This window comes from Sphingopyxis sp. 113P3 (assembly GCF_001278035.1).
GTDB lineage: Bacteria > Pseudomonadota > Alphaproteobacteria > Sphingomonadales > Sphingomonadaceae > Sphingopyxis.
This window is the reverse complement of sequence record NZ_CP009452.1, coordinates 3,967,755-3,985,586: the sequence shown is the minus strand read 5'-3', so window position 1 is coordinate 3,985,586 and position 17,832 is coordinate 3,967,755. Positions and strand designations below refer to the sequence as shown.

Genomic DNA, 17,832 nt, shown 5'->3' with positions numbered 1-17,832 from the left:
GGCTCAGGCGAATGCCGGCAGTGCGCAGGCTGCTTCATATTCGGCGACCAGACGGTCGACGGCTTTAGCGACCGACTCGATTGCGGTGATTGACGCGATGCCATGGCCTGCACTCCAGAGGTCACGCCATGGGCGCTTGTCGGGCGGAAGATGGCTGTAGTCGCCTCGCCCCGGCGAGCGCGGCAGACTGGCGGGGTCAAGTCCCGCGTCACGCAATGACGCCGCAAGCCAATTGGCTCCCACGCCGTTGATCGCGGTTGAAAATATCACGTCGTCCGCGCGGCCGTCCACGATCATCGCCTTGTAACGCTCATCGGCATTGGCCTCGGTCGTGGCGATGAAGCGGGTGCCGAGATAGGCGAGATCGGCGCCCAGTGCCTCGGCGGCACGGATTCCGCCGCCCGTCGAGATCGCGCCGCCGAGGAGTATCGTCCCATCGAAAACATCCCTGATCTGCGGGACCAGGGCGAACGGACTGATAATCCCGGCATGGCCACCGCCGCCGGCCGCGATGCAGGTGATCCCGTCGACCCGCGCCTCGATCGCTTTTTCCGCGAATCGATGGCTGGTGACATCGTGGAAGATTCGCCCGCCTCCATCGTGCACCTGCTTGGCCAGTTCGGTGGGATCGCCGCGGGCCGAGATGACGATGTCGACGCCGTACCGGCGACACAGGGCGAGCTCGCGTTTTATCTCGTCCGGCGGCGTGGCTCCGGAGAGATTGACCGCGAGTGGTCCCACACGCGCTCCGGGCGCTTCGTCGCGGTACCGGTCAAGTGCCAGGCGAATGCCGCGCAGCCACGCCTCGAACTGTTCGAGGCTTGCCGCATTGTGCCGCGGCAGCCCGGCCATGATGCCTGCCTTGCACGCTGCGGTCACCAGCGCGGGGCTTGAGACGCCGATCATCGGCGCGCAAACCGCTGGCAAGCGGATCGAGCGGCCGAGATCGGGCGGGACCGTCATCTGCGCGCGCGCGCGAGCGGCTTCATTCAGAAGCCCGCGACAACTGTGATCACGCGCGCCGCTTCCGCGCCGTCAGGAGCGGCGTTGCTCCGCCAGCAGACATGCGCATCAGGGCGCACCAGCGCGAGCGCGCATTCATAAAGCTGCGCGATCTCCGGCACGTCGATATCGACGACCTGCAGATCGATCCCGCGGTCGCGCGCGGCAACGACGATAGCGCCGGCGTCGATCGCTGCCTCGAACCGGAGCAGGACATAACCGTTGCCGAACAGGTCGATGGTCGACCGTCCGTCACCGAGCCAGGCATGTGGCGCGCGGTGGCCGGGACGGGCAGTCTGATGATAGGTCTGCGCGGGATCCGGGGGCTCGGGCGTGTCGTCGGGCACGATCAGGGGCGAACCCTCATAGCGGTAGCCCAGCGCCACGCCGGTCGAGGTCCATTCCTGCTGCAGCGCCGCACTCAGTTCGGTGCCGATCCGGGCGCGTGATTGATCGCCCTCCGGCCCGGGCAAGAGGACGCCGCTGAAATCGGCGGCCGCGATCCAGCTCGTGAAATTCTCGGTAGAGATCGAGCTGTTGCGGATCGCGACCGGACGGCGTTCGGCTTCATAGGCGTCGAGCAGGCCGGCGCCGCCCCGGCCGCTCAGCACGGCATGCAGCATCCAGCCGAGCGCGAACGCATCGCCAATCCCGGTGTTGAGCCCATGTCCTCCAGTTGGGGATGTCGTGTGCGCCGCATCGCCGGCGAGAAACACATTGCCGACGCGATACCTATCGGCCGTGCACTGGCTGCGGCGCCAGGGGAGCACCCGCAGCACCTCGAACGGGATGGCCGGACCGAAGGCGCGACGAATATCGGTCGCGATATCGTGGATCGTCGGATCCAGCTTCGCCTCGCTGCCGACGAGTGTAAAGCGCCAGAGCTGGCGCCCGTCGACCGAAGTCAGGTTGGCCCAAGTACCGTCCTCGTCGATGAACATGTAGCGGTTGCGGATCCCGAACCGGCTGTCGCCGAGGTCTGCGCGAAGCATGGCGCTGACGGAATATGAGAGCATTCGACCCGGAAAGCCGATCCCCAGACCGCGCCGGACGCGACTCCCCGCGCCATCGCACCCGACGAGATAGCGGCCCCGCAGGGTACGGGCGGTCTGGTCGGCGATATTGGTCACCTCGGCATTGACGCCCTCGGCGTCCTGTTCCAGCCGATCGAATTGATGACCATAGAGCAGTTCGACGTGCCCTGTTGCCGCCGCGGCTTCGGCGAGGATCGGATCGAACAGGAATTGCGGGCATTTGCGCAGCATCTCAACGGCGCCCGCTGGTTGCACGCGATCGCTTGTCGCAGGACGGGGGTCGACACCGATAAGCAGTCCGTCGAGCGTGGTGCAGTACAGCGTGTCCAGATTGACGTCGTCCGGAAAACCGCACCGCGCAACCGCATCGGCGACACCCCATAGTCGGCAGATTTCCATGGTTCGCTCGTTGAGCGTGCCCGCTTTGGCAAGGAGCTCGACCCCGGTGCCGCGATCCCGTTCGACGACGATGCTCCGGACGCCCCGCCGTCCGAGATCGAGCGCGGTGGCGAGCCCGACGGGGCCGCCGCCGATGATCAGCACTGGGGCGTCGATCGACATGCTAGCGCTTTCCTTCAATATGCGTGGCACGCACATATGCCGCGTTGGCGGTGAGCTCGGCCGGTCGCAATGCCCCGGCGAGGGGGACAGCGCGCCAATCGATTACCGCCGATATGCGTCGAACCGTCCAGCAATCCTATGCGCTCAACCATGTTCGTCGGCCTCGCGCAGCTGGAGTCGCGCCGTCAATATGATCACGGCGACTTGGAGTAGCGCGGAGATCAGCAACGCCTCGCTTACGCCAAAGCGGTCCGCCAATATGCCGATTGCCCAGCTGCCGATGGCGACGCCGCCGAAAGCGGCCATCTGGTAGATCGCGAGGATCCGCGCGAGCGCCCAGTCCGGCGAATTGAGCTGGACGGTGAGGTTCATCATCGAGAATGCGACGACCCAGCCGGCGCCGTTGAGGGCGAGGGCGGCGGCCGTGAGCGGAAATAGTCGGCTGGTGGCTACGCCCAGCGTGCCGAGCGCGAATAGCAGCGCGAACCGTCGCGACAGTTGCTCGGCCGTCCATCTGCTGCGCAACCCCCGGATCGACATGCCACCGGCGACCGCGCCAAGGCCGAAGGCACCGAGCAACAAGCCATAGGTAAGCGCGTCTCCCTTCATCTGGTGACGGGCGACTAGCGGCAGCAGTGCCTGCACGGCGCTTGACGTAAGGCCGAACAAGGCCGCGCGCGGCAAGACGGCGCGCAGAACTGGGCTTGCCGCCACATGGCGGATGCCCGTCCGCAACGCCCGCAGCATAGGTTCCGGCGCGCGCGTTGCAGGAGCATGCTCGCGCCGCCAGCGCGAGAGCGCGAGCAGCATTGCGATGTTGCTCACGGCGTTGGCGATGAAGGCTGCGGCTGCGCCGCCCGCGGCCACGATAAAGCCCCCCAACGCCGGACCCGCGCTGCGGGCGAGATTGAAGCCGACGCTATTGAGAGCGATCGCGTTCGCCAAGGCCGCGCGCGGGACCATCTCGCTGACACCGGCCTGCCAGGCGGGTGTCTTCAGTGCCGTGCCACAGCCGATCAGAAAGGTGAGACCGAGCAACGACCATGGATTCAGCCCGCCGAGCCAGGCGATCGCGGCGAGAATGAACGAAGCGATCATGATGAAGCTCTGGGATACCAGCATCAGCTTCCGCCGATCGAAGCGGTCCGCGACCACGCCGGCCCAGGGCGCGACTATCATGAGCGGCAAGGCCGTGCTGGCCTGCACCAAGGTCACCATCTGTTCCGACGTGGTGAGCGCACTCATCAGCCAGGCAGCGCCCACCAATTGCACCAGACCCCCGAGATTGGAGATCATGTTTGCCGCCCAGATTTCACGAAACGCACGCGACGAGAGCGGGGAGGCGCTGGCCGGCTTGCCGATCATGCGGCCCTCGTTTCGAGCGGACGGCGGCGACGGCTGTCGGCGGGAACGATTGGAGATACGCCGGTCGACGCCGGTCGGGAATGAATTCTGGAAAAGGGGGCTGTCTCGGCCACGTCCGTTGGCCTGTGCAGGGCGGATGCCGCGCCAGCAATTCCCCTTCGCAGGGGCGCTGGCTCGCAATCGCCGGAAGCTATCGCGGATCACGCGCAATTGGGATGCCGTGACCGGAGTGCGGCTCCTAAAATATTCGCTGCGAGCGGGAGCTGCAGTTCGGATTGGTCAGAACGGGATGATATGAGTAGCAAAGATGTTCATGATGTCGTCGTGGTCGGTGCCGGCTTCGCCGGCCTTTATGCCGTGCACAAACTTCGCGGCCAGGGGCTGTGCGTGCAAGCCTTCGAACGCGGCGACGATGTAGGCGGTACCTGGTACTGGAACCGTTACCCGGGCGCGCGTTGCGACATTGAGAGCATGGAATATTCATACAGCTTTTCCGAAGAGCTGCAGCAGGAATGGGAGTGGAAAGAGAAGTTCGCCGGTCAGTCCGAAATTCTCGCCTATTTGCGCCATGTCGCCGAGCGCTTCGATCTCCGCCGCAGCTATCGCTTCGGAGTTTCAGTCGTCTCAGCGATATATGACGCGCAGAGCGAATGCTGGTCGGTGGTTACCGACGAAGGCTCCGCCTGCACCACGCGCTACCTTGTGCTCGCGGTAGGTTGCCTCTCCAATGCAATGCGGCCCCAGATTGCGGGAATGGAACGGTTTGAGGGGCGTGTGCTTCATACCGGCAACTGGCCTCATGAAGGCGTGGACTTCACTGGCGAGCGGGTGGGAATCGTCGGTACGGGTTCCTCCGGCGTGCAAGCCATTCCAATGATTGCCCAGCAGGCCGCCGATCTGACCGTGTTCCAGCGCACCGCGACATATACCGTTCCCGCGCGCAACGCCCCGCTTGATCCGGCCGAGGTCGCGCGGGTCAAATCGAATTATGCAGATTTTCGGCGTCGCAATCGCAAGATGATCGGTGCCCGCGGCGCCGACCGGCTGCAGCACAATCCTAAATCCGTGTTCGAGGCCACGCCGGAGGAGCGGCGCGACGCGTTCCTCGCGCGCTGGGCGGAGGGCGGCATGGGGATCCAGGCGACCTATCACGATCTTCGCACCAATCTCGAGGCCAACGCAATCGTCGCCGATTTCGTGCGAGAGCAGATCCGCGATATCGTCAAGGATCCGGCGACCGCAGAGTTGCTCTGCCCAAAGCAGCCACTGGGGTGCAAGCGGATGTGCATCGATACAAACTATTATGCGACTTTCAATCTGCCCAATGTTCATCTCGTGGACGTGAAGTCGGATCCGATCTCGCATTTGACCGTCCATGGACTGGTGGCGGGCGACACCGAGTATCGACTCGACAGCCTCGTCTTCGCCACCGGATTCGATGCGATGACCGGAGCGCTGCTGGCGATCGACATCCGTGGCCGCGATGGTCTGTCGCTGCGCGAGGCTTGGACGGCGGGGCCAAGAACCTATCTCGGTGTCAGTACGGTGGGCTTCCCGAACATGTTCGTGCTTGTTGGGCCCGGCAGTCCCTCGGTGCTCGCCAATGTCGTGATCGCTGCCGAGCAGCATGTCGAGTGGGTGACGGATCTGATCGTCCATCTCGATCGGCGCGGCGCACGGGCAATCGAACCGCAACAACAAGCGCAGGACGATTGGGTCGATCACGTCAATGCGGTGGCCGCCGGCACGCTCTATACCAGCTGCGATTCCTGGTATCTTGGCGCAAACGTGCCCGGCAAGGCGCGCGTCTTCATGCCCCTCTTCGGCTTTCCCGCCTATGAGGCAAAGTGCAATGCCGTTGCTGCGGATGGATATGTCGGATTCGACGTTCGCTGATCGACCGCGAGCCGGCGGATTTCATGTATCGATTATCGTTCCCGCCCAGATGCCCGAGTCGACCAGCTCGGCGGCGATCCGCGCGAAGACCTCTCCGACGAAACGGGCGGCAGGCATGATCGGGCGGTCGGTAGGATAAGCAATCAGGACGCGCCGGCTCGGCACCGGGTCGCTCAACGGCGCGGCGGTCAGCTCGCCGGCGCGAAGTCGCGCATGGATCGGTGCGAGCGGCAGAATCGTCAGTCCGAAGCCGCCCCGCACCAGATCGATCATCGCCGCGAGCGAATCCGCCTCGAGCGAGGGCGTGAGTTGAATCCCGGCCCGGCTGGCACAGGCGTTGAGAATGGTGCGCAAGCCGTGGGCCGGGCTGGGTAGAACAAGGTGTTCGCCGGCAAGCGATGCGAACGATATCGCACGCTCCATGGCAAGGCCGCGGTCGCGTCCACCGACCAGCAACAGCGTTTCCTCAAGAACGGGCTTCGTCCGCACGAGCGTACTGCTTTGCGCGTCATAGGCGACGCAGCAATCGAGCTCGCCGCGTTTGAGCCATTCCATGAGGTGACCCGAAAATCCCGTCGTGAAGCAGAGCGATAGCCGCGGATGTGCCTCGCGGATGGCCTGTACGAGCGGTACCGTAGCGACCTCGGCGACGGTTGGCGTCACACCGACGCGGACACGCCCTAAAAAGGATGTGGTGCCCTCGGCGACGATCTGGCGGATGGCATCCAGCTGCGCAAGAATTTCGACTGCCGGCACAAGCACGCTGTGACCGAGCTCGGTCAGAACCATGCCCCGACCGTGCCGGACGAACAGCGGAGCCCCCAATTCCGCTTCGAACAGGCGGATCTGGCGGCTCAGTGCCGGCTGGGCGATACCCAATCGCTCGGCGGCCCGGCTGAGGCTACCGAGTTCGGCGACGTGAATCAGCGTCTTGAGCTGGGCGATATCCATCGTGGCACCATAATGAGCTATAAAATTTTTGCATAGCTCATCCATCTAATGAGCATTCGTCGGCTATGTCTCATCTGACTATGCTCGGATCAATATCGGCGCTGAGCGCTGAGCAGCCAAGGAAATCGAGCATGGCGCTGGCAAGCCTTCAAGGAACCAATTTTCCGGAAATGCGTGAAGGTGTCACGCGTCTGTGCGAAGCATTCCCGGACGAATATTGGCGCAAGCTGGACCGGGAGATGGCTTATCCTGCCGAGTTCGTGAATGCGCTCAGCGAAGCCGGCTATCTTGCGGCCCTCATTCCGGAGGAATTTGGCGGTTCAGGCCTTCCGCTGTCCGCTGCCGCAGCGATCCTGGAGGAGGTTCAGCGGGCCGGATGCAACGGTTCTGCGTGCCACGCGCAAATGTACATCATGGGTGCGCTGCTACGGCACGGAAATGACGCGCAGAAGCAGAAATATCTGCCGCGGATCGCCAGCGGCGAATTGCGGCTGCAGGCCTTTGGCGTCACCGAACCGACGAGCGGGACGGACACGGGGGCGTTGAAGACAGTCGCCATGCGCAAGGGCGAGCACTATATCGTTAACGGGCAGAAGATCTGGACGTCGCGCGCGGAATATTCGGACCTGATGCTGTTGCTGGCGCGCACCACGCCGCGTGACGAAGTGGCGCGCGGTATCGATGGCTTGTCGATCTTCATTCTTGACATGAACGAGGCGCGTGCAGCTGGCGGCCTGACGATCCGGCCGATCCGCACGATGATGAATCACGCGACCACGGAAGTCTTCTTCGACGATGTCGAGGTGCCGGCCGAGAATATGATCGGCGAGGAGGGGAAGGGGTTCCGCTACATCCTGTCGGGCATGAACGCCGAGCGCATCCTGATCGGTGCGGAGTGCGTCGGCGATGCCAAATGGTTCATCGAACGATCGCGCCGCTATGCCAATGAACGGCACCTGTTCGGCCGCGCGATCGGACAGAATCAGGGCGTCCAGTTTCCGATCGCCAAAGCCTATGCGCAGATGCGGGCGGCCGAACTGATGGTCTCACATGCGGCGGAGCTGTTCGAAGCGGGCGAACAATGCGGCGAGCAGGCCAATATGGCCAAGATGCTGGCGGCGGATGCATCCTGGGCGGCAGCCGAAGCGGCGGTCCAGACGCATGGCGGCTTCGGCTTTGCCGAGGAGTATGACGTGGAGCGGAAGTTTCGCGAGACCCGTCTCTATCAGGTCGCTCCGATCTCGACCAACATGATCCTGAGCTATCTGTCCGAGCATGTGCTTGGCCTGCCGAGATCCTACTGATGGCGCGGCATTTGCCGCTGGAGGGCATAACCGTCGTCGCCGTCGAACAGGCGGTGGCGGCGCCATTCTGCACCTCGCGTCTCGCCGATGCGGGCGCGCGCGTGATCAAGATCGAGCGGCCGGAAGGCGACTTCGCACGCGGTTATGATACCGTCGCAGCGGGGCAGAGCAGCTATTTCGTCTGGCTCAATCGCGGCAAGGAGTCGCTGGTGCTCGACCTCGCCAGTGCGGAAGGGCAGGCGCGCTTTGCCGCGCTGGTCGGCCAGGCCGACGTGCTGGTGCAGAATTTGAAGCCGGGCGCGCTCGCCCGGCTGGGGTTCGGCCCGGACGACCTCATTGCGCGGCATCCGCGGCTGATCGTCTGCTCGATCAGCGGCTATGGCGATGCCGGGCCGCTCGCAGCGCGTAAGGCATATGATCTGCTGATCCAGGCGGAATCGGGGCTCGCTTCGGTGACTGGCGGGCCGGAAGCGCCGGCTCGGGTCGGCACCTCGATCGTCGATATCGCGACCGGCGCGACCGCGCACGCCGCCATTCTCGAAGCACTTATCGGCCGTGCGGTCAGCGGCATGGGCGCCGACATCCGTATTTCGATGTTCGACGTTATGGCCGACTGGCTGACGGTACCATTGCTGCACCATGAAGGGGGCAAGTCGCCGCAGCGCATCGGCCTCGCGCATCCATCGATCGCGCCTTACGGCGTGTTTGTCACGCGCGATGGCAAGTCGATCCTGATTTCGATCCAGAGCGAGCGCGAATGGAAGGGTTTCGCGGCACATTTTCTGGGCGATGCGGCGCTTGCCGGCGACTCGCGCTTCGCGACGAATATCGAACGGGTGCGCAATCGCGCGGATACCGATTCCCTGGTCGCGGCGAAGTTCGCCGAACTCGACGAAATCGAGGCGCGGGAACGCCTGGAGGCGGCCGACGTGGCGTTTGCCAGCGTCAACGATATGGCGGCGCTGTCCGCACATCCGCATCTGCGCCGTATCGCGGTGGAAACACCGGCGGGTACCGTCGCCTATCCGGCGCCGGCACCCGTCGTGATGGGCGAACAGCGGGCCTACGGCCCGGTGCCGGCGCTCGGGGCGAATAGCAGGAGCGGAGGATGAACGATCAGCTAGATATGCCGCATTTGCGGCAATGGATTGGCCGGGAGGATATCGCGGAGGATATCCTGACGCCATCCCTCGTGGAGAAGTTCAATGCGACGCTTGGCCTGCCCGGGCATGACGTGCAGTCAGGCGATACCGCGCCCAGGCTGATACACTTCTGCCTGTGTCAGCCCGCCGTGCCGATGGCGGCGCTCGGCGATGACGGGCACCCGTCGCGGGGCGGATTCCTGCCTCCGGTGCCGCTGCCGCGGCGGATGTGGGCCGGAAGCGAGATTGCCTTCGAACGCGAACTCCGGGTGGGAGATACCATCCGCCGGCAATCGCGCGTGGCGGACGTGGCGGCGAAGACCGGACGAAGCGGCACCCTGTGCTTCGTCACGGTCGATCACGAGATCTCGGCAGCCAGCGGCGTCGCCGTCACCGAGCGGCAGACCCTCGTCTACCGCGCCGAATCAGGCACGTCACAAGTGGCGCCGGCACCCGAGCCAGCGCCAGCAGGGGTCACCGTTGAGAAGGTCGACATATGTCCAGTGCTGCTGTTTCGCTATTCGGCGCTGACGTTCAACGGCCATCGCATCCACTACGACAGGCCCTACGCCATGACCGAAGAGGGCTATCCCGGTCTCGTCGTGCACGGGCCGCTTCAGGCGAGCTTGCTGATCCATCTGGCGGCGCGCTGTCATGGCGGCTCGCCGCCTGCCCGCTTTGCCTTCCGTGGCGTATCGCCGGCGTTTGATGGGCAGCCGCTCGGCTTGAATGCTGGCCGGGTCGCGGCCGATGAGCTGGAATTGTGGACCGCTTCGATCGGCGGACCAGTGGCAATGCGGGCGATGGCGCGCTGGTGATGGATCCGCTTTCCTTTCGAGTCCCTTTGTTTGTCCCGGGAGACCGACCCGAACGTTTCGCCAAAGCCGGGGCGAGCGGCGCTGATGCCGTCATCCTCGATCTCGAGGATGCGGTCCCAGCGGCCGCCAAGGACGCGGCGCGGGCAGCGCTGACGGCGGCGTTCACCGAGCTTCCGATCGTGGTCCGAGTCAATGCGTCGGGGACGCCCTGGCATGAAGCCGATGTCGCGGTCGCGGCGGACCTGAACATGGCAGCAATCATGCTGCCCAAGTCCGAGCGGATCGAGGACGTCGCGCGTCTCGCGGCGCAACGGCCGGTCATCGCGCTGATCGAAACCGTCGCCGGCGTCGCTGGCGCACGTGCGCTCGCCACGTCGGGCCATGTCGCCCGGCTGGCGTTTGGTTCGGTCGATTATGCCGCGAATCTCGGCTGCGACCATGTGCCCGAGGCGCTTGCGGCGGCGCGCGCCGAAATCGTCTTTGCCTCGCGGCTGGGCGGTTTGTTGCCCCCGCTTGACGGGGTGACAACAGAGTTGAACGATCGGGCGGCGGTCGAAAACGACGCACGCCGCGCAGCGATGCTCGGCTTCGGCGGAAAGCTCGCAATCCACCCGCGCCAGGTCGAGGACATATGCGCGGCGTTTCGTCCCGCGCCCGAGCAAATCGAGTGGGCGCGACGCGTGCTGTTCAGCGGCGAGGGCGCTGTCAGGGTGGATGGCGCGATGGTCGATGAGCCTGTCCGCAGTCGCGCTCGCATTATCCTGGCGCGCGCCTCGCAGCCATAGGCGATCGCAATACTTAGCCCTTCAACTCGGCGCTAACGGATAGCCACAGCCTGCCCTAGCAGGATCGGTGCGGTGTGCTGAAGGTCGTCGCTAAACGCAGAAGGGAACGAGGGCATGGAACTGGTGGGGATGGTGAGTATGTCGCACTCGCCGTCCTGGAATCTTGAAGCACTGGAGGGCGCGCCAAAGCCCTATGTCGATGCGGTGTTTCGCGCCCGCGACCTCGTCGCGCGCGTCAAGCCCGACGTGCTCGTGGTGTTCGGTCCGGATCATGTCCGAAACTTTTTCTTCGACCTCATGCCGGCCTTCTGCATCGGACTCGAGAAAGTGATCGGATTTGGCGACTTTGGATCGCCCAAGGGCGAATTGCCGATCAGACCCGATTTCGCTGCCCATATCGCCAAACAAGTTCTCTCGGCCGGCTTCGATCCCGCATTGTCGTACAGGATGGGCATCGACCATGGCATCAGCCAGCCCATCGCTGCGCTGACGCCCGAACTGCAGACGCCTGTGGTGCCGATCATGATCAGCTCGGGGGGCGCGCCACTGCCCACTTTGGCGCGATGCTACGCGTTCGGGCGGGCGGTGGGCAACGCCATCCGCTCGTTCCCCGCACAGGGACGCGCGCTCGTGGTCGGTTCGGGCGGACTGTCGCACTCGCCGCCTTCCATTTCGCCGTCCGATCCGACGGTCGCGCCGGAGATGCGCGACTATCTGATCAACGGGCGCCCCCGCGTCGAGCAGTTCAATGCGCAGCGTGAGGAATCCTCGCGCAAGCGTCGCGAAAGCGGCGGGACCGGCCCGATCAACGAGGTGTGGGACCGCTGGCTGCTGTCGTGCATGCGCTCGGGCGATCTCGCTCCGGTGCTGGCGCTCGACAATGCCGCGGTGCTCGCCGACGGAGGCGTGGGGGGACAGGAAATCCGTGCATGGATCGCCGCGCTGGGCGCGTGGGGCGGGCCGGCGCACACAGCCGACTACGGACCTGTGCCCACCTGGATCACAGGGATGGGCTGCATCACCGCTTTCGATGGGGAATTTGCATGACCGACGACTATCGCCACCGCAGCATTTGGGGCCATCTGATGAAGCTCGACTTTTGTCAGAGCTATGTCGATGCTGGTGGCATCCGCACCCGATATGTCGATGCTGGACCCAAGGACGCGCCGCCCGTGATCATGATTCACGGCACCGGCAGCAGTTGGGAATGCTTCTGCGCCACGCTCGAAAGCCACGCGCGGGAATTCCGCTGTCTTGCAATCGATCTGGCGGGCAGCGGCTTCAGTGACCGGCCCAACGAACCCTATGAGATAGGCTTCTACGTCAATCACGTGCTCGCATTCATGAAGGCGTTGGAGATCGAAAAGGCCTCGTTCATCGGCGTGTCGCTGGGCGCCTGGGTTACGAGCCGCCTGGTGGTCGACCATCCGGAGCGTGTCGAAAAGCTCACCCTGCTCGCGCCGTCGGGCCTGATCATCAACAATGCGACGATGTCCCGGACCAAATCGGTCCGCAACGCGGCCGTCGACGATCCGAGCTGGGAGAACATCAAGCCGGTCTTCAACTCGATCCTCTATAAGGAGGAGGATCGGATCCCCGACCTGATTCAGCTCCGTCAGGCGATCTATCTCGAACCCGACATGAAGATGGCGATGGGGCATATCCTCGTGCTGCAGAACGAGGAGGTGCGGCGCAGAAATCTCGTGACGGAAGAGGAATGGCGCGGCGTTAAGGCGCCGATCTTCATCATCATCGCGCCCGACGACAATGCGGACTATACCACGACCGGACGGCGCATCGCCGAGCTCGCTGCCGACGTGCGCACGCTGACGATCGAAAAGGTCAAGCACTGGGCGCATTACGAGGCACCGGAGATTTTCAATCGGGCCAACCTGGCGTTTCTTCGCGGCGAACCGATCCCCGGCTGACCACGGCAAATTGGAGTTTCATACTATGTCGAGCAACCCAGAGGGGTTGGTGCGGGGCGCCTTCATCGCAAACGAGGTCGTTCCAGTGGCGAGCGGCAGCAGCGTGCCGGTCCTCGCCCCTTCCGACGGCATTGCGTTCACCGAAATCGCCGAGGCGGGCGAGGTGGAGATCGATGCCGCGGTCGCTGCGGGACGACAGGCGCTGGAATCGGGCGAATGGGGCCGACTGCCGGGATATGAGCGGGGGCGGCTGCTCGCGCGGTTGTCGCGCGGGATTCTGGATCATGCCGAGGAGCTCGTCGCGCTCGAAGCGCGCGATACAGGCAAGCCGCTTGGTCAGGCGCGCGCAGACATCGCCGCCGCCGCGCGCTATTTCGAATTCTACGCCGGTGCAGCAGACAAATTGCACGGCGAGACCATACCTTATTTCAACGAGTTCTTCGTTGCCACGGAGCGCGAGCCGCACGGCGTGGTCGCGCATATTATTCCTTGGAACTATCCTGCGCAGATGTTCGGGCGCAATGTCGCGCCCTCGCTTGCGGTCGGCAACGCGGCAGTGGTGAAGCCGGCCGAGGATGCGTGTCTTTCGGTGCTGCGCATGGCGCAGCTTGCGGCCGAGGCCGGCTTTCCGGCCGGTGCGCTGGCCGTGCTGCCCGGCCGGGGTTCTGTCACCGGCGCAGCGCTCAGCGCTCATGGCGACATCGACTATATCGCCTTTACCGGCAGCCCCGGCGTCGGGGAACTGATCCAGGTCGCCGCGGCACGGCGCGCGATCGGCTGCACATTGGAGCTGGGTGGCAAATCGCCGCATCTACTGTTCGGCGACGCGGATCTTTCGCTGGCGATCCCGGCGATCGTCAACGGCATCGTCAACAATGCCGGTCAGACCTGCTCGGCCGGCTCGCGCGTGCTGGTCGAGCGCGCGCATTTCGATCGGCTCGTGGCTGCGATCGCGGACGGCTTTGGAAAGCTGCGTGCCGGCACGCCGGAGATGAACCTGGATCTGGGGCCAGTCATCAACGCGCGACAGCAGCAGCGGGTGGAGCGCTATTGCGAACAGGCAAAGGCGGACGGCATCGCCTTGCTCGCTGAAGGGACGGTCGACGCTGCGGTGCCGGCCGGGGGCTTCTACATTCCGCCTCGCCTCTACGGTCCCGTTCCTCCCGACAATGCGTTGGCGCGCGAGGAGGTGTTCGGACCGGTGCTCTGCGTGATGCCGTTCGAGGACGAGGCGGACGCGTTGCGTCTGGCGAATGACAGCGAGTTCGGCCTTCTGGCCGGCGTCTGGACCTCCGATGGCGGCCGCGCCATGCGGCTCGCGCGGAAGATCCGGGCCGGACAAGTATATATCAACGGCTTTGCGGCGGGCGGGGGAATCGAGTTGCCCTTTGGGGGCGTGAAGCGCTCGGGCCATGGTCGCGAGAAGGGCCTCGCCGCGATGCACGAGCTGTCGACGATGAAGACGATCATTCATCGTCACGGCTGATCGCGGTTGCATCCGAGCGATGGAGTCCAGCGTGCCGGCCGATGCTGAACCTGCAGAAGAGCAATTCGACATTGTCGTCGTGGGAGCCGGCCCGTGCGGGGTCACGCTGGCAAATCACCTCGGGCTGCATGGAATCAGAACGCTGATTCTCGATAGCTCGTCCGACATTCTGGACTATCCGCGCGCCGTCGGCATGGATGACGAGGCGCTCCGCTCGTTCCAGACGGTCGGACTCGCCGAGCCGCTGCTCGCCGACATGATCCGCAATGTGCCGGCGCGTTACCACACGGCGGGCGGATGGTGTTTCGCGCACGTCCATCCGCAGGAGCAGCCCTATGGCTGGAGCCGACGCAACCTGTTCATTCAACCGCTTGCCGAGCGCACCTTGCGGCGTGGCCTGGATCGATATGGAAATGTCTCGCTGCGCACCGGCGAGACGCTGCGCGATCTGGCCCAGGGCGACGCTGGCGTCACCGCGACTATCGATCGCGCCGATGGTTCCTTCTATGCCGTGCGCAGCAATTATCTCGTCGGCGCGGACGGCGGCCGCAGCGCGGTACGCGGGCTGACCGGCGTAAAGCTTGAAGGAACGACGGACGCAGCGCGCTGGCTGGTGGTCGACATGCGCAACGACGATCTCGACTCACCCTATTCGAGCGTGTTCACGCACCGCCATCGTCCGCGCATGTCGATCGCGCTGCCCTATGGGCATCGACGCTTCGAGTTCCGTCTTCCGGAGACCGAGAGCGACGAGGAGGCCGTCGAGCCCGTCAATCTTGAACGGCGCCTCCAGCTGTTTTACGGGCCGGGCGCGCGGCGCGCCACCGTGCTGCGCGCGCGCGTTTATCGCCATCATTCGCGCATTGCCGATCGTTTTCAGGTTGGCCGCGTCTTCCTCGCCGGAGACGCAGCACACCTTCAGCCGCCGTTCTTCGGCCAGGGTATGAATTCCGGACTGCGCGATGCCACCAATCTCGCTTGGAAGCTGGCCGCGGTGATCCGTGGTACCGCGGGGCCGGGCCTGCTGGACAGCTATGAAGCCGAGCGTCGCGACCATGCCCGCAAGATGGTCAATATCGCGACGATGTTCGGCCGTCTCTATGCGCCCGGTTCACGGATCCTGGAGGTCGCACGCGACCTGTTCTTCCGGCTCGTGCAGCACCTCCCGCAGCTGCGAGATTATGTGCTGCAGATGAAGTTCAAACCGATGCCGCGATATACCGAAGGTCTCGTCCTCGATCCCGGCAGTGGCGCGGGCGAAGCCGTTGTCGGCCGGATGTTCATGCAGCCATTGGTCGAGACGAGCGATCGGCGCCAGGTCAGGCTGGACGATGCAATCGGCCCGTGGTTCGCCGTTATCGGTATCGGTCGCGACCCGGCGGCGGCGATGTCGGAGCCCGCGCAGGCGTTTTGGCGGGCATTGGGCGCCGCTCTGGTCGAGGTCCGGCCTTCGCGCGCCGAGCACGGACCGAGCGAATCCGTCGTGATCGAGGACCTGATGGGAGCGTTTCGCGACTGGCGTCGGCTCAGGCCATCGATCCGGTTCGTGATCCTTCGGCCGGATCGCTATGTCGCGGCAGTCGGGGGCGATGACGACCTCGATGCGGTCACGCTAAAGTTTCAGCAACGTCTGGAGATGTGACAGGTGGACGTAAGGGCTGATCGACCAGCCATTCGCCATTCCGCCGCAGCTCCTCGAGCTTGCTGCGAACGATCGCTTCCACTGCCGGCAAGGCGGCGGGAGGGCGCCGTCCGGCCCGAACCAGAGCGAAGGGCAAGTTGAGATCCATGCCGCTGACCGGCGCCGCCGAAAGTTGCCCGCTGCGCAGCTCGTCACGGACGGCCAGATAGGGCAGCAGGGAATAACCGGCACCGTCCAGGAGCAGTGCTTTGAGAATCGGCAGCGAATCGATTTCGCTGCGCACCGAGAGCCGGATTGCCTCGCCATGCTGCTGCTGGTTGAACCGGCGCTTGAGTCCCTTCGACATGGGCGGCAGCAGCAGATCGACGTGACGCAGACTCTCGGCATGGATTGGTTCGAGGGCGATACCGCGATGATCTACCGAGCCGAACGCGTCGGGCGGACCGATGATGAACAACATCTCGTCCGCGATATGCTCGACCCGAAGATAGGAAAGATCGTCCGAATAATAGACCAGGCTCGCATCGAGCATGCCTTTTTCGAGCCAGCGCGTGAGGTCGCTTGCGAAGGCCAGGCGCAAGCGCAGCTTCACGCCGGGCAGTTCATGCTGCACGGCGCGAACGATATCGGGGGCGATCAGCTCCCCAAGCGAGATCGGCATCCCGATCGAAACTTCGCCGACCAGGCCGGTGGCTGACCGGCGAACCTCTTCGCGCGCGAGGCGGGTAGACAGCAGGATGGCTTCGGCATGCGTTTTGAACACTTCGCCTTCCGGCGTCATCGACACGCCGCGTGATGTTCGATCGAACAATTTCGCGCCGAGCTCATCCTCCAGGCGCAGCAGCTGCTGGCTCAGCGAAGGCTGGGCGAGTCCGAGTTCGTCGGCTGCCTTCGTGATCGAATGGAATTCGCCGATCGTCAGAAAGGCGCGCAGCTGCCCCTCGTCCATGGTCCGTTTCCTCGTCGCTCTCCCGCGGCTATCGCCGCTACAGCAGTGTCAGATAACGCTGCATCAACTCGTGCCGCCCGCCGATCCGCAGCCGCGCATATAGCCGCTTGCGGTACGTCGCGATCGTTTCCTCGCCCAGTCCGAGATCGATGGAGATCCCATAGGCGGAGATGCCGAACAATATGCGGGCGCTCACTTGCAACTCGCGTTCCGACAGACCCCAATCGCTGGCTCGAAGATTGGCTTCGATGACCTCGACAGAAGCAAAATGGGCGATGGTTTTGGCACAATCCCAGTGCAGTGCCGCGTGTTTCGCGCAAGCTGCGACGAGCATGTCGGCATGTTCGGCAAGACCGTGCAGTTCCTGCTCGGCGAACTGCCCCGATTCGCGCGACCGCATCACCGAGAGCGCGTAGAGGTCGTCAACGGCACGCCCGCATACCATCACCCGATCGACGATACGAAAATGCTCAAGCGCCGAATGCAGCGTCGGATCAGCGACCTGTTCGATATCGTCGCGAAACATCAAGGCGTTGTCAGATGAGCGTGCAACTTCGTCGGCTTGGTGCAACTCAATGAAAGATCTTTCCGGCCAGCGCTTTTCGGCACTGCGATGGCGCATGGCGTGCGTGCCTCTGACACTCGCGCCGCCCAGAAACTGCGGTCGTCCGTCGCGAAGACGATAGACGCAATAATGCTCTGCGCCCGACATCGTGTTCAGGAAACGTAGCGTCTCGCCTTCGAATTCGTCCGTCCCGAGCGCATTGACGACTCCGGCAAGCGTCTGAGTCCGGGGTGTCTGCATGATAGCGATTGCGTTCAAGGCTGCCTCTCCTGTCGGCCCGTTGTCGGGCTTGTTCATGGCCGGAGACAGTATCGTCCACATCGACGCGCCTTGTCGAGTGCGCGTACCGGACCTGCCGCGCGCATCCTTTCGGCGTATCGACAACGGCTGCCCAGCCAGTTTCG

General features: G+C 64.3%; 15 protein-coding genes. 9 read left to right on the top strand and 6 right to left on the bottom strand.

What is annotated here, in order from left to right:
- Nucleotides 1-3 precede the first annotated feature (3 nt).
- The 3 genes from LH20_RS19255 to LH20_RS19245 form a co-directional block, all read right to left on the bottom strand.
- Nucleotides 4-963: an NAD(P)H-dependent flavin oxidoreductase gene (locus LH20_RS19255; RefSeq protein WP_053555627.1), complete on the bottom strand. Its 960-nt coding sequence runs from the start codon at nucleotides 961-963 to the stop codon at nucleotides 4-6.
- A gap of 26 nt (nucleotides 964-989) precedes the next feature.
- On the bottom strand, nucleotides 990-2,597 hold the full coding sequence (locus tag LH20_RS19250; RefSeq protein ID WP_053555626.1) for an FAD-dependent monooxygenase: 1,608 nt from the start codon (nucleotides 2,595-2,597) through the stop codon (nucleotides 990-992).
- Between the two features lie 144 nt (nucleotides 2,598-2,741).
- On the bottom strand, nucleotides 2,742-3,962 hold the full coding sequence (locus LH20_RS19245; RefSeq protein ID WP_053555625.1) for an MFS transporter: 1,221 nt from the start codon (nucleotides 3,960-3,962) through the stop codon (nucleotides 2,742-2,744).
- 294 nt (nucleotides 3,963-4,256) lie between these two features.
- Between LH20_RS19245 and LH20_RS19240 the strand changes: the two genes are divergently transcribed.
- Entirely contained in the window at nucleotides 4,257-5,858 is a 1,602-nt protein-coding gene (locus LH20_RS19240; RefSeq protein ID WP_053555624.1) for a flavin-containing monooxygenase, read from the top strand.
- Nucleotides 5,859-5,879: 21 nt separating this feature from the next.
- On the opposite strand, the gene LH20_RS19235 is transcribed toward LH20_RS19240, so the two are convergent.
- Entirely contained in the window at nucleotides 5,880-6,809 is a 930-nt protein-coding gene (locus LH20_RS19235) for a LysR family transcriptional regulator (protein ID WP_053556382.1), read from the bottom strand.
- Nucleotides 6,810-6,940: 131 nt separating this feature from the next.
- Between LH20_RS19235 and LH20_RS19230 the strand changes: the two genes are divergently transcribed.
- The 8 genes from LH20_RS19230 (at nucleotide 6,941) to LH20_RS19195 (ending at nucleotide 15,914) form a co-directional block, all read left to right on the top strand.
- Nucleotides 6,941-8,113, top strand: coding sequence for an acyl-CoA dehydrogenase family protein (locus LH20_RS19230; protein WP_053555623.1), 1,173 nt, complete (start codon nucleotides 6,941-6,943; stop codon nucleotides 8,111-8,113).
- Nucleotides 8,113-9,225 carry a CaiB/BaiF CoA transferase family protein gene (locus LH20_RS19225; RefSeq protein WP_053555622.1) on the top strand — a complete coding sequence of 371 codons (1,113 nt, stop codon included), beginning with the start codon at nucleotides 8,113-8,115 and terminating at the stop codon, nucleotides 9,223-9,225. The genes LH20_RS19230 and LH20_RS19225 overlap by 1 nt, the downstream gene beginning before the upstream one ends.
- Nucleotides 9,222-10,073 carry an FAS1-like dehydratase domain-containing protein gene (locus LH20_RS19220; protein WP_053555621.1) on the top strand — a complete coding sequence of 284 codons (852 nt, stop codon included), beginning with the start codon at nucleotides 9,222-9,224 and terminating at the stop codon, nucleotides 10,071-10,073. Before LH20_RS19225 ends, LH20_RS19220 begins: the two co-directional genes overlap by 4 nt.
- Nucleotides 10,073-10,858: an HpcH/HpaI aldolase/citrate lyase family protein gene (locus tag LH20_RS19215; RefSeq protein ID WP_083455617.1), complete on the top strand. Its 786-nt coding sequence runs from the start codon at nucleotides 10,073-10,075 to the stop codon at nucleotides 10,856-10,858. The genes LH20_RS19220 and LH20_RS19215 overlap by 1 nt, the downstream gene beginning before the upstream one ends.
- Before the next feature lie 114 nt (nucleotides 10,859-10,972).
- A complete protein-coding gene (locus tag LH20_RS19210; RefSeq protein WP_053555620.1) occupies nucleotides 10,973-11,905 on the top strand; it encodes a hypothetical protein in 933 nt (310 codons plus the stop codon).
- Nucleotides 11,902-12,786, top strand: a complete 885-nt coding sequence (locus LH20_RS19205; protein ID WP_053555619.1) for an alpha/beta fold hydrolase — start codon at nucleotides 11,902-11,904, stop codon at nucleotides 12,784-12,786. The genes LH20_RS19210 and LH20_RS19205 overlap by 4 nt, the downstream gene beginning before the upstream one ends.
- Nucleotides 12,787-12,811: 25 nt before the next feature.
- Nucleotides 12,812-14,272, top strand: coding sequence for an aldehyde dehydrogenase family protein (locus LH20_RS19200; protein ID WP_053555618.1), 1,461 nt, complete (start codon nucleotides 12,812-12,814; stop codon nucleotides 14,270-14,272).
- A 31-nt stretch (nucleotides 14,273-14,303) separates the two neighbouring features.
- A complete protein-coding gene (locus tag LH20_RS19195; protein ID WP_200905400.1) occupies nucleotides 14,304-15,914 on the top strand; it encodes a bifunctional 3-(3-hydroxy-phenyl)propionate/3-hydroxycinnamic acid hydroxylase in 1,611 nt (536 codons plus the stop codon).
- Here the strand turns inward: LH20_RS19195 and LH20_RS19190 are convergent.
- Together LH20_RS19190 and LH20_RS19185 are read right to left on the bottom strand one after the other, a co-directional pair.
- Nucleotides 15,880-16,863: a LysR family transcriptional regulator gene (locus LH20_RS19190; RefSeq protein ID WP_053555616.1), complete on the bottom strand. Its 984-nt coding sequence runs from the start codon at nucleotides 16,861-16,863 to the stop codon at nucleotides 15,880-15,882. The two genes, LH20_RS19195 and LH20_RS19190, sit on opposite strands and share 35 nt — an antisense overlap.
- 37 nt (nucleotides 16,864-16,900) lie before the next feature.
- On the bottom strand, nucleotides 16,901-17,686 hold the full coding sequence (locus LH20_RS19185; protein ID WP_235527032.1) for a helix-turn-helix transcriptional regulator: 786 nt from the start codon (nucleotides 17,684-17,686) through the stop codon (nucleotides 16,901-16,903).
- Between the last annotated feature and the right edge of the window lie 146 nt (nucleotides 17,687-17,832).